This is a genomic window from Arthrobacter sp. Soil736 (assembly GCF_001428005.1).
Classification (GTDB): domain Bacteria; phylum Actinomycetota; class Actinomycetes; order Actinomycetales; family Micrococcaceae; genus Arthrobacter.
Genome location: NZ_LMSB01000034.1, coordinates 430,435 through 443,162 on the forward strand (window position 1 = coordinate 430,435; position 12,728 = coordinate 443,162).

Below are 12,728 nucleotides of genomic sequence, written 5' to 3' on the forward strand. Positions count from 1 at the left end.
GGTCCCAAGCAGGTCAGGACTCCAACGCCAGGCGGATCATCGTCCACGAAACGGCCGGGAGAACCGCGGTAAGGCGGCCGGCGTCGAGCTTCACACTGACGTTCTCCGCGGGCAGCACCGACGTGGAGTCATCCGCCGTCGCGTGCCAGTACGGGTCCTTGTTGGCGAAGGTGACGGCCTCGATCAGCCGCACGTTGCCTAGCCCGGCCACGGCGGCCTCGAGCGACAACGCCTCGGCGGCTGATCGGTTGACTGCGAAAACCACGGCTTCTCCGGCCTCGGCGTCGAAGGTCGCCACCGCGGAGAGTGCGGCAAAATCCCCGGTCTTGCCGCCGCTCAGCAGCGGGGACTCCACCGCGAGCTGCAGCACCGTGCCCGCTGCGTGCCGGGAAGTCAGTGCGAACGGGTGGAAGATGGTCTGCTTCCAGGCGCGTCCGCCCGCTTCCGTCATGATCGGGGCGATGACGTTGACCAGCTGGGCAAGGCTCGCCGAGTGGACACGGTCCGTGTGGCGCAGCAGGGTGACCAGCAGGTCGCCGACGACCACGGCGTCCGCCACCGAATAGCGGTCCTCCAGCAAGGCGGGAGCGACGGGCCAGTCCTTGCCTGAGGGGACCTTGGATTCGTCGCGGCCGGCGTGCCATACGTTCCATTCGTCAAAGGAGATGTTGACCTGTTTCGCGGTCTTCTTCACCGACTTCACATGGTCGATGTGGGAAATGATGTCCCGGATGAAGGAATCCATCCGGTGCCCGGCCGAGAGGTGTTCCTGAAGGTCGCCGAAGTCTTCGAAGTACTGGTGCGCGGAGACGAGGTCCACGAGATCGTACGTTTCGGTCAGTACCACCCGCTCCCATTCGCCGAAGGTGTCCATGCCGGGCGCGGAACTTCCGCAGGCCACGAGTTCGAGGTCGGGGTCAACCATGCGCATGGCCCGGGCCGCGTCGGCTGCCACCCGGCCGTACTCCAGGGCGTTCTTGTGGCCGATCTGCCAGGGCCCGTCCATCTCGTTGCCCAGGCACCACATCCGGATGCCATAGCCCTGCTCGGCGCCGTTGGCCCTGCGCCGGTCCGAGAACGCCGTGCCGGCGTCGATGTTGCAGTATTCCAGCAGGTCCACGGCTTCCTGCGTGCCGCGCGTGCCGAGGTTCACGGCCATCATCGGCTCCACCCCGGCCTTGGCCGACCATTTGGCGAACTCGTCCACGCCCACGAGATTGGGGTCCGTGGAGTGCCAGGCGAGGTCCAGTCTCGCGGGGCGCTCTTCCGACGGGCCTACGCCGTCCTCCCAGCGGTAGCCGGACACGAAGTTCCCGCCCGGGTAGCGGACCGTGGAGACGCCCAGTTCCCGCGTCAGTTCCAGGACGTCGGTGCGGAAACCGTCCGCGTCCGCCTGCGGGTGGTCCGGCTCGAAGATGCCCGTGTAGACGCAGCGGCCCAGGTGCTCGACGAAGGCGCCGAAAGTCCTGCGCCTCACCGGCCCCACGGTGAAGGCCGGATCAATGGTGATTTTCGCGGAATTGGCGGCTGGAGTGCCCATCGGTATATCCTCGTTTCCATTTTTCTACAACGTTATAGAAGCAATACTGACGGCTGTCAGCCGCGCCCGTCAAGGCCTCTCTGGCAACCGGGTCCATCCGGGGTTAATTTTTAAACAGCTCCCCCGCTCGCCCGGAAATGAGAGGAAGTCCAATGAACCCCCGGCCAGCGACCGCTCATCGCGTATGCCGCACGCTCCGCATTCTCGGGGCGGCCGCCGTCCTCGCAGGCGCGGCGTCCGGATGCACCGGGAGCCCGGCGCCGCCGCCGTCATCGCTGCCCTCCGGCAGCTCCCCCGCCAGCGCCTCCCCCGGTACCGCCTCCCCCGGCAGCACCACCAGCGGCCCAACCGGCGGCACGCCCAGCAGCCCCACGGGCGGCTCCACGGGCGGCGCCACACCGGCGCAGCCGACGCCGGGGCAGGCCACAGCGGGACAGGCGCCGGGCAGCCCGCAGGGACCGGCGGATATTCCTTCAATCGTCAGCAACGTCCAGCCGTCCGTGGTCACGGTCTTCACCAACGGCGGGCTGGGAAGTGGCGTCGTGTACTCGGAAGACGGGCTGATCCTGACCAACGAACACGTGGTGCGTGGCACCAAGGACGTTGAAGTGGCCTTCGCCGACGGCCGCCGCGTCGCCGGCACCGTGCGGGCCACCGATGCCATCTCCGACCTCGCCCTCGTGGAGGCGAAGCGGACCGGCCTTCCGGTGGCCAAATTCCAGTCCGAGCTGCCCCGGATCGGCGAACTCGCCGTCGTGATCGGCTCCCCGCTGGGATTCGAAAACACGGCGACGGCGGGAATTATCTCGGGCCTCCACCGCGAGATCCCCGGGTCGGCCGCCAGCAGCCAGTCCCTGGTGGACCTGATCCAGACCGATGCCGCCATCAGCCCCGGAAACTCCGGCGGCGCGCTGGTGAACGGCCGGGGCGAGGTGATCGGAATCAGTGAGGCTTACATCCCGCCGCAGTCCGGGGCGGTGGCCCTTGGCTTTGCCATCCCGGCGGCCACCGCCGTCAAGGTGGCGGACCAGCTCCGCGAGGACGGCACGGCCGATCACGCCTTCATTGGCCTGTCGCTGGGGGACATCACCCCGCAGATCGCCGAACGGCTGGGCCTGCCGGACACGCGCGGCGCCCTGGCCCTCGCGGTCCCGGACGGCGGACCGGCCGCCAAAGCCGGCATCCGGCCCGGCGATGTCCTCGTGAAGCTCGACGGCGAAGAGCTCGCCTCGCCCGAGGACCTGCTCGCCGCCTTGCGGAGCAGGAGCCCGGGACAGACCGTGACCGTCGAATTCCGCCGGGGGACGTCAACGCAGGAAGTCAAGGTTCAGCTCGTTTCGCGCGCTTCCCAGGCGGCGTGAGCGCGAACCGGGCTGCCCCTGGAATCGATGCCCCGCACCAATGCCCCCGGAACGAAATGCCGCTACAGCCCGCCGGCCAGTTTGTAGTAGGCCGCGTTCCAGTTCAGTTCCTTCTTGAACTGCTTGATGGTGGTGCCCTCGTCGATGGTGAGTAGCTCGGTCTGGGCGATCTCGGCGAAGTCCTCGAAGACGTCCATTCCGACGGCGGTGGAGAGGACGGTGTGGTGCGCTGCGCCGGCGGTGAGCCAGGCTGCCGCCGAGGTGGCGAAGTCCGGCTTGGGTGACCACAGGGCCCGGGCGACGGGCAGGTTGGGCAGCGGTTCGTCGAGGTCCACGACGTCCACGGCGTTGGCCACGAGGCGGAAGCGGTCGCGCATGTCGGACAGCGCAACGACGACGCCGGGCCCGGCGTCGGTGTCGAAGACCATCCGGACAGGGTCTTCCTTGCCGCCGATGCCCAGCGGGTGGATCTCGACGCGCGGTTTGGTGGCGGTCAGGGAGGGGCAGACTTCGAGCATGTGCGCGCCGAGGATCTTCTCCTGGCCGGGGGCGAGGTGGTAGGTGTAGTCCTCCATGAGGGAGGCGCCGCCGGGCAGGCCTGCGCCCATGACCTTGGCGGCGCGGACCAGGATGGCGGTCTTCCAGTCGCCCTCGGCGCCGAACCCGTAGCCGTCGGCCATGAGCCGCTGGACTGCCATGCCCGGCAGTTGGCGCAGTTCGCCCAGGTCCTCGAAGGAGGTGGTGAACGCGGCGGAGCCGTTGGCCTCGAGGAAGCTGCGGAGGCCCAGCTCGATGCGGGCGCTGTAGCGCAGCGACTCGTGCCGCGCTCCCCCGGCGCGGAGTTCCGGGACCACCTCGTAGAGGCGCTCGTACTCGGCGACGAGGGTGTCGACGTCGGACTCTGCGGCGCCGTGCACGGCGTCGGCGAGCTCGTTGACGGACCAGGTGTTCACGGAGACGCCGAAGCGGAGCTCTGCTTCGGTCTTGTCGCCTTCGGTGACGGCGACGTTGCGCATGTTGTCCCCGAAGCGGGTCAGCTTCAGGGTCCGGACGGCTGCCCAGCCGGCGGAGGCGCGCTGCCAGGCACCCACCTGGCGGGCCACCTCGGGGTTGGAGGCGTGCCCCACGACCGTCTTGCGCGGGATGCCGAGGCGGGACTGGATGTAGCCGAATTCGCGGTCGCCGTGGGCGGCCTGGTTCAGGTTCATGAAGTCGAAGTCGATGTCCGCCCACGGCAGTTCGACGTTCGCCTGGGTGTGCAGGTGCAGGAGCGGTTTGCGGAGCAGGTCCAGGCCCTGGATCCACATCTTCGCCGGGCTGAAGGTGTGCATCCACGCGGTCACGCCGATTACGGCATCGTCCGAGTTGGCCTCGAGCGCAGTGCGGCGGATGGCGTCCGAGTCGGTCAGCACGGGCTTCCAGACCACCTTGACCGGGACATCGGAGGAGGCGTTCAACGCGGCAGCAATCTCCTGCGACTGCGCGGCGACCTGTTTCAGGACGTCCTCGCCGTAGAGGTGCTGGCTGCCGGTGAGGAACCAGACCTCGTAGTGCTCAAGGGATGTGTTGTTGGCGTGGGGCATGGTGGTTCTCCTGGGAAACTCTGGGATGAAAGGGAAGGGGCCTGGCGTCCGGGGACGGGCTTAGCGGCCGTAGACGTTCTGGTAGCGGTCGTAGAGGGATTCGATCTGGCCCGGGTCGATGGGCAGCGGCTCGCCGAGCTGCCGGGCTATGTGCACGGTGCGGGCCACTTCCTCGCACATCACGGCCGCTTTGACCGCCGAGCGGGCGTCCTTGCCGATGGTGAACGGGCCGTGGTTCTGCATCAGGACCGCCGGGGAGTGGGAGGCCTGCAGGGTTTCCACGATGCCGCGGCCGATCGAGTCGTCCCCGATCAGCGCGAACGGGCCCACCGGGATGGTGCCGCCGAACTCGTCTCCCATCATGGTCAGCACGCACGGGATCGCCTCGCCGCGGGCCGCCCAGGCTGTCGCGTAGGTCGAGTGCGTGTGCACCACTCCCCCGACCTCGGGCATGTGCCGGTAAACGTAGGCGTGCGCGGCCGTGTCCGACGACGGCGTGAGGGCCGGGTTCTCCCACTCGCCGTCCGCGGGGACGCCGTAGAGGTCCGTGACCACCATGCTTTCCGGAGTGAGGTCCGCATAGGACACTCCGGACGGCTTGATCACCATCAGGTCGTGGCCGGGAACACGGGCGGAGACGTTCCCGGCGGTCCAGACCACCAGTTCGTAGCGGGTCAGCTCGGCGTGCAGGGCACAGACCTCGGCCCGGATTCGGGCCAGCGTTTCCAGGAGGGCGCTCATGCGGAGACCTCCTCAAGGCGCTCAGCAGCGTCGGAGCCGGCAGGCACGGCGGCGCCGTTTCCCGGCTCGGCCTTTGCGCTGCGCCGGGCCGCACCACGCTGGATGGCCTTGAGCCGGTGCATGACGTCGTTGGTTCCCCGGCCGAAGTAGTCGTGCAGCGTGCGGTATTCGCGGAAGAGCTCCTCATAGGCGGCAACGTTTTCCGGGATCGGCGTGTACACGGCACCGGGGGCGGAGCCCATGGCCGCCGCGGCCGACCGGATGTCCGGGTACGTGCCGGCTGCCACGGCGGCGTGGATGGCCGAGCCCAGCGCGGGTCCCTGGGTGGAGCCGATGGTGGAGAGCTGGAGCCCGGTGATGTCCGCATAGATCTGCATCAGCAGCTTGTTCTTCAGCAGCCCGCCGGCCACGATGAACTCCTTCACCGGCACGCCGGAGTCGCGGAAGGCGTCCACGATGGTGCGGGTGCCGAACGCGGTGGCCTCCAGGAGCGCGCGGTAGGTGTCTTCGGGGCGTGTGGCCAGGGTCTGGCCCACCACCGCACCGGACAGTTCGTGGTCCACCAGCACCGAGCGGTTGCCGGAGTGCCAGTCCAGGGCGATCAGGCCATGCTCACCGATCGCCTGGCCGGAAGCCAGTTCCGTGAGGTATTCGTGGATGCCCAGGCCCTGGGCGGCGGCAGCCTCGTGATACTCGGGCGGAACACCGTACTTGGTGAACCAGCCGAAGATGTCGCCCACGCCGGACTGGCCGGCTTCATAGCCCCAGAGACCGTCGACGATTCCGCCGTCGACCACCCCGCACATCCCGGGCACCTCGCGCAGTTCCGTCCCGTTCATGACGTGGCAGGTCGAGGTGCCCATGATGGCCACGAGCTGGCCCGGTTCCACCGCCTTGGCCGCCGGGGCGGTGACGTGCGCGTCCACGTTGCCGACGGCCACGGCGATGCCCTCCGGCAGGCCGGTCCAGGCGGCGGCCTCGGCAGTCAGGAAGCCTGCGGCGTCGCCGAGCCGGCCGATGGTGTGGTCCAGCTTGGCGCTCACGAAGTCTTTGAATTGCGGGTTCAGCGCGGCCAGGAACTCCTCGGACGGATAGTTCCCGTCCTGGTAGATGCCCTTGTATCCGGCCGTGCAGGCGTTGCGGACATAGTTGCCGCACAGCTGCCAGACAATCCAGTCCGCGGCCTCCACCCAGTGGTCCATCTCCGCGTACGCTTCCGGATCCTCTTCCAGCAGCTGCAGGCCCTTGGCGAACTCCCATTCGGAGGAGCTCAGCCCGCCGTAGCGCGGCAGCCAGGACTCGCCCAGCTCCGCGGCCAGGACGTTGATGCGGTCAGCCTGGGCCTGTGCCGCATGGTGACGCCAGAGCTTGACGTACGCGTGCGGCCGGTTGGCGAAGCCTGGCAGTTCGTTCAGCGGGGTGCCGTCAGCCTTGACCGGCACCATGGTGCACGCCGTAAAGTCCGTCGCGATCCCGACCACCGCGGACGGGTCGATGCCCGCATCCGCGATCGCCGCCGGCACGGCGTGCCGGAGCACGTCCCGGTAGTCGTTCGGCACCTGAAGTGCCCAGTCGCCGGGAAGGCGTGTCACTGTTCCATCTGCTACGTCCGCCACATCAGCCGGAAGTGCCTCGGTGACCACCGCGTGCGGGTAGTCGAAGACCCCGCTGCCGAGCTCCTTGCCGTCGCGGACCCGGACCACCACGGCGCGGCCCGACAGGGTGCCGTAGTCCACTCCGATGACATAGTTCTCGCTGCCCGGATTGAAACCGGTGTTATCGCTGGATTGCATGCTAAAACCTCCATCCGGGAGGTGCTGGCCCCTATGCCCGGTATCGAAAACGTAAAAGATTCTCTTAGATTGTGAACGCTAACATATCTACGCGTCAAGCATTGGCGGCGACCAATTCTGAGGCGTCCCAGGTCACGCTGCCGCCTCCCCCTCACCCCGCCGCACCAATGGGGCAGGGGCCCCGCCCTGCTGGCGGAGCCCCCTATCCCTTCCGGCAGGAGAGTCGTTCTTGGCGTCAGATATTTGCCCGTGGCACCCTAGCCGAGCTGGCTGTGAAGGCGCTCCAGCTCCGTTTTGGTAACGGGCAGGACAGTGCCGTGGCGCGGTGCACGAGGCAGTTCGTAATTGCTCGCGAGCTTCCAGACGGGGTTCTCCAGACTGGTGCTTTCCAGCGGGATGTAGCCGCGGCCGCCAAACTCATCCACGAAGAGGTAGTACTTCTCTTCAGTGTTTGATTTGAAGACGGTCGGTCCCTCCACGCCGCCGGTCCCGGCGTTCTTGCCGATGCAGTTGGCCATCAGGGACCAGTTGCGCGGGTTCGTGGCCGGCAGGTCGACGGCGAGGAGATCCGTGGACTTCTCCTGCATGATGTCGAGGCAGCCGGAGACACGGGCCTCGTCCTTGGTGAAGCGGTAGTAGGTGTCGCCCTCCTTGATAACCGTGGAGTCGATGACCGAATCACCCGGGTCGTTCCAGACCTTGGCTTCGCTGAAGCTCCGGAAGTCGCGCGTGGTGGAGTACATCATCTTGTTGTGGGTACCGCCGGAGTGGTTCGGATCATTGTCGGCGTAGATCTTGGAAGCCCAGTAGACGACGTAGGCCCCGATTTTCTCGTCGTAGTGGGCTTCCGGCGCCCACGTGTTCCCTGCTGTGTCCGGAGAGACCTTCACGTGCCGCTGCCCGGACCAGTTCACCAGGTCCGTTGACTCCCAGACTTCGAGGTACTGGCTGCCCTGGCGCTGGGAGGAGTCCCAGGATGTCCCGCTGCCGATGGAGAGGTCGGTGGCGATCATGTAGAACTTGTCGCCTTCCGGAGAGCGGATGACGAAGGGGTCGCGCAGGCCCTTTGTGCCAAGGCTGGACTTCACCACCGGCTTTCCGCCGTTGAGTTCGTCCCACTTGAGTGCGTCATTGCCCCGGCTGGCGGCCATGAAGATGTTCTCTCCGGCGATGTCGTTGCCGGTGAAATACGCGAAGGCGTAGCCCTCTTTGGCCTCCGTCTTGGGCAGCGGAAGGACGGTGACGCGGAAGGTCTTTTTCGTCTTGTCCTTGCCGTAGCTGACGAACGCGTGGAGGTTGAGCCGGGCAGGCTCGCTGCCGTAGGCCGGCCGCGTGACCTCGCCGGTGGCGGTGATGACGGATTCGTCTCCCGATTTCCAGACCACGCTGGTCCCGTGCAGGCCCTTCGTGGGCAGGGTTATGTTGCCGCGGATTCCCTCGGCATCCCACACGTTCAGGGCGGCCGCGGCCTCGCTGACTTTCTGCTCGCCGCTGATGTCTTCGAGGACCGTCACGGTAAACGTCTTGGCAGCTGATGCCTGACCGGAAGTGGCCGTGGCCGTGAGCGTCACGGTCGCGTTTCCCGTCCCGTAGGCGGGACGGGTGACAACGCCTTTGGAAGAGACGATGCCTTCGTTCGAGGATGCCCAGGTGTAGGCCGACCCGTTGGGCCCGGTGAGAGCCAGCTTCAGGTCGGCGGTAACGGCGCTGGTGTCCCCGAGCGAGAGATCCTGGAGATCGAGGGCCACCTTCTCCTCCGGGGAGACGTAGCCGAGTTCACGCACTTCGGCCGGTGAGAGGGCGCGGCTGTAGATGCGGAAGTCGCGGACCTGCCCCTTCAGGTACTTGTCTCCGCTGTAGACCGATCGTCCCAGGTAGTTGGCTGCCGTGCTTCCGCCGCCGATGCTGCCCGGGGTGATGGTCACTCCGCTCTTGCGGGCGACTTCGACGCCGTCCTCGTACAGGACAGCGGTGCCGCCGGTGAGGGTGTAGGTGATGGTCTTCCAGGCTCCCCGCGCCAGGTCCCTGCCGGCATTGGCAGTCTGCTCCGTTGACCAGTTACCGCTGGCGATCGAGGTGCGGTACGAGTTGCCGGTGGTGAACAGATAGCCGTTCCCCACGCCGTTGCTGGTATTGCCCAGCCCCCAAATGAAATACGGGCTGGCCTGATCCGGCGCGAGCTTCACGTCCGCCGAAACGGTGATGGAGTCCAGGCCCCGCATGACGTTGTTGGGAAGGCGGACATGGGCGTTGGTGCCGCCGAGCTGCAGGCCTTCATCGCCCAGGCGGCTGGCGTCGCCGCTGATGACACCGTTGCGGCCATTTCCGGAGGTGTCTTCGGCAACGGAGCCAGTCGGTTCGGTCAGGTTGTATTTGAGGATGAGGCCGTCGTCAATGGCGGCCTGGGCGGGGACGCCGGCGGCGAGACCACCCAGTACCAGGGCAGCCGCTGTGAGGACGGCCGGCCCTGTGCGGGATCGAAGGGGATTTAGTGGCATGGATGGTGCTTTCGTTAAGGCGGCAGCGGGGCCGCGGTTGACGGACGGGTCTTAGGGGTGGGCCTTGGGGGTGTGCCAGGGGAACGGCAGCTGCGCGGTCCCGATCAGGAGGTCAGCCTGATGATGAGGGCCTGTGCACCGCTCACCAGCACGTCCCGAAGGGCCTGGTTATCGACGCTGCTCCCGGCGAAGTCGAGGTACTGCTCCAGGTAGTGCACGGCCTTCGCAGTGGTTTTCTCCGTCAGTGCTTTCCGGGCCGACTCCAGCCGGGAGCCGAGCATCGCGTGCGCCTCCGCTGACATGGTGCCGGCGCTGCGGGCTGCATCCGCAACCACCTGGAGGTCATCGATCTCGCCGGCCGGGGGCGTGAAGGCTGCGCGCTGGGCAGCCCGGTAGATGCGGTCGGCGTCAGCTTGGGACAGGGCGCCCTCGATGATCCAGGTGCTGTTGACCTGGGCCACGCGCTTCAGCAGTTCAGGCTTGTTCAGGAAGGAAGCAGCGTTCCAGACGTCGTCGAGCAGGGTGGTCTTGTTGGCCCGTGCAGGGTTGGCCACCCCGGAATCCACGCCGCCAAACACGACCTTCGGCTCATTGCGCCGGAAGTATGAGTGGAATGCGTCTGCCGTTCCTTCGAGGAAGGGCGCTAGTTCCACGCCGGACAGGGTGAAGTGCAGCGGCCTTCCTGCAACCGGCTGCAAGGCCGGGGCGAGGTCCCCGTTGAGCTTGGCCGTGGCGTAGAGGCTGAACGGCAGGAACGTGGTGCGGCCGTCCCGGGCGACGAGGTGCACGGGACCGTACATCAGCGTCTGGACTGTCGGGTCGTCCAGGGCCCTTTCGGCACGCAGCGTGAACGGCATGTCAATCTCTACGGAATCGCCGCTCTTCCACGCCCTGGGAATGTTGAGGTAAGTGCCAGGTGCCGCCTGCACGTCGACCGGAGTTCCGTTGACGCGGACGGTGAAGCCTGCGGTCGCCCATGCCGGAACTCTCAGGCGCAGTTCGAACTGGCCGCCACCGGCGAAGGTAAGTTTCGACCGCTGCTCGAGCGGATACGACGTCTCCTGCGTGACAGTTAGGTTCCTGGCCGCCCAGTTGAGCACGGACGGGATATAGAGGTTCACATACAGTGCGCTGTTGTCTTCGGCAGTGAAGTACACGGAATCCTGGTACTTCGTCGCGGACTCCATGCCGGTGCCTTCGCAGCAGGTGGTCCCGTTCTTCGGGGTGAAGTCGCGGACCGCGCCAGGCTGAAGGCCAATGAAGTAGGTCGCAAGCGGCAGTTCGGCGCTGTCCTGGTCCTGCTTCGAGCCCAGCACCTGGTTCAGGAGCGCGCGCTCGTAATAGTCCATGTAAGCGGGGTTCTGCTCCTTGAAGAACAGCTCACGGGAGAGCTTGAGCATGTTGTAGGCGCAGCAGCTTTCGGCGTCCGTGTCATGCAGCGTGCTCGCAATCTGGTTGGGCGCTTTCCAGAATTCGGTCTGGCTTGTCCCGCCGATGCTGTAGGTCCGCGTGTTTGCGACCATGCCCCAGAAGTTGCGGGCGGACTTGAGGTACCTCTCCTCGGAGGTCTTGTTGTACATGAGCATCAACCCGGTGAAGATCGGGATGTGCTGGTTGGCATGGAGGCCGGTGAGGACGTCCTTGTTGGCGGCACACGCGTCGATGAGGGAGTCGAGGTCGAAGTATTTGGCGAGTTCAAGGTGCTCCGGCTTGCCGGAGTGTCCGTGGGTCTCCAGGATGGCCTCGACGATGCCGCCGTACTCGCCGCTGGAGAAGATCCCCCACATGCGCTGGCGTACGGCCGGGGTGAGCTTGCTGAGCCGCGAGTGCATCCAGTCACAGAGGCCGACCGCCAGGTCAAGGGCCTTCGGTTCCTTCGTGGCCGTGTACGCATCCAGCAGGCCCTTGAGGATCTTGTGCGCTGTGTAGTACGGGGCCCAGACGCGGTGGTAGTCAGGCGTGGTCCTGCTTTCGAGTTCGATGAACTGCGTTTCGGGGTAGGCCGCGAGGAAACCGGGGTGGCTCGGGAGGCCCCAGGTCCGGCGCAGGGTGGCGTGACGGCGCTTGCCGGAGGCGTCGGTGAGCGTCGACCCGCTGGTCTCGCCGCAGGCGATGGAGACGACGTCCCCGCCGCCTGCCGAGGTAGCTGACGCACGCGTCCCGGCGAGCTCTTCGATCTGCCCCGCGGTCAGCGCCGCTGACCATATGTTGATGTCCTGGTACCCGCCCGCATAGGTCGGGTCGTTGTACTGGGAACGGCCCAGCCACACGTTGCCCAGGCTCCCCAGCACCGCGGGGGTCAGCGTCATGGAGGTGTTTTGGCCCGCCCGCCGACCGTTAACGTACAGGGTGCCCGTCCCGCCGTCGAGCGTGACCGCAACATGGCTCCATTCGTTGAGCGGCAGCGGCGAGGACCCCACGATCTTCTGCTCGCCCCACCCCCAGTTCTGCGTGATGGCGAACCGCGGAAGCCCGTCACCGTCGCGCTGGGCCAGGAAGGCATAAGTCCTGGTGTCATTTCCGACGTCGAATATCCGTGCCCAGTTCGCCGCCGCCGTGGGGCGCACCCAGGCCGCGAAGGTCATGCTGCGAAGCCCGTCGACCGTACCCGGAGGCAGCTGACCATAGAGATAGGAGCCGCGGGCCATCTCGACGGCGGAAGCGGAGACCCGGCCGGCTGTTGCCTGGACGGATGGATCCTGCGACAGCGCCTGCCGGCATTCGTGGAGCGAGGACACCAGGTTCTGCAGCTTCGTCCCGAACACCTCCTCCCCTGTACTGGCATAGGCCTGGGCGAGCATGGACATATGGTGGCCGGTGAAATGACCCCTGAGATTTCCGTTTGCTTCGCCGTCGAGGCCTTCCCACCCGCCGGCCGGAAGGGGCGTGACGCCGGCAATGGTCCGGAGGCCGGCGTTGGCCCGGAAAACATTGATGTAGCGGCGCTCGTCGTAGCCCCGGGCGAAGTTGAGGATCAAGTCGCGCTTCCGTGCGAACACTCCGGGACCCAGCGTGACGTCCGAGAGTTTGAAGGGGCGAAGGGTGAGCGCGGCGGTAACGCCGCCGGTGTCTGGCTGGGGTCCCTGCGCGGCGGCTGCCGTAGCCGCGGTTGCAAGCGAGGGGAGCCAGGGAAGCGCCGCGGCGGCCGCTCCGAGCCTGAGGATATTGCGCCTGGATACAGGATTCGTCATTGGATCTCCGATACGTTGTCG

7 protein-coding genes are annotated in these 12,728 nt (G+C 66.8%); 1 reads left to right on the top strand and 6 read right to left on the bottom strand.

Annotated features, from left to right (window positions below; genetic code table 11):
• Positions 1-13: 13 nt before the first annotated feature.
• On the bottom strand, positions 14-1,540 hold the full coding sequence (locus tag ASG92_RS19045) for an alpha-N-arabinofuranosidase (protein ID WP_056631763.1): 1,527 nt from the start codon (positions 1,538-1,540) through the stop codon (positions 14-16).
• 152 nt (positions 1,541-1,692) lie between these two features.
• Between ASG92_RS19045 and ASG92_RS19050 the strand changes: the two genes are divergently transcribed.
• The gene (locus ASG92_RS19050; protein ID WP_056631766.1) at positions 1,693-2,901 is read left to right on the top strand and encodes a trypsin-like peptidase domain-containing protein; all 1,209 of its coding nucleotides are present in this window, start codon (positions 1,693-1,695) and stop codon (positions 2,899-2,901) included.
• A gap of 62 nt (positions 2,902-2,963) precedes the next feature.
• On the opposite strand, the gene araA is transcribed toward ASG92_RS19050, so the two are convergent.
• The 5 genes from araA to ASG92_RS19075 form a co-directional block, all read right to left on the bottom strand.
• Positions 2,964-4,484, bottom strand: a complete 1,521-nt coding sequence (gene araA / locus ASG92_RS19055; protein ID WP_056631770.1) for an L-arabinose isomerase — start codon at positions 4,482-4,484, stop codon at positions 2,964-2,966.
• Between the two features lie 60 nt (positions 4,485-4,544).
• Positions 4,545-5,225: an L-ribulose-5-phosphate 4-epimerase gene (locus ASG92_RS19060; RefSeq protein WP_056631773.1), complete on the bottom strand. Its 681-nt coding sequence runs from the start codon at positions 5,223-5,225 to the stop codon at positions 4,545-4,547.
• Positions 5,222-7,018, bottom strand: coding sequence for a ribulokinase (araB, locus tag ASG92_RS19065; protein ID WP_056631776.1), 1,797 nt, complete (start codon positions 7,016-7,018; stop codon positions 5,222-5,224). Before araB ends, ASG92_RS19060 begins: the two co-directional genes overlap by 4 nt.
• Positions 7,019-7,275: 257 nt before the next feature.
• The gene (locus ASG92_RS19070) at positions 7,276-9,516 is read right to left on the bottom strand and encodes an immunoglobulin-like domain-containing protein (protein WP_056631779.1); all 2,241 of its coding nucleotides are present in this window, start codon (positions 9,514-9,516) and stop codon (positions 7,276-7,278) included.
• A 104-nt stretch (positions 9,517-9,620) separates the two neighbouring features.
• Positions 9,621-12,707: a beta-L-arabinofuranosidase domain-containing protein gene (locus ASG92_RS19075; protein WP_056631781.1), complete on the bottom strand. Its 3,087-nt coding sequence runs from the start codon at positions 12,705-12,707 to the stop codon at positions 9,621-9,623.
• Between the last annotated feature and the right edge of the window lie 21 nt (positions 12,708-12,728).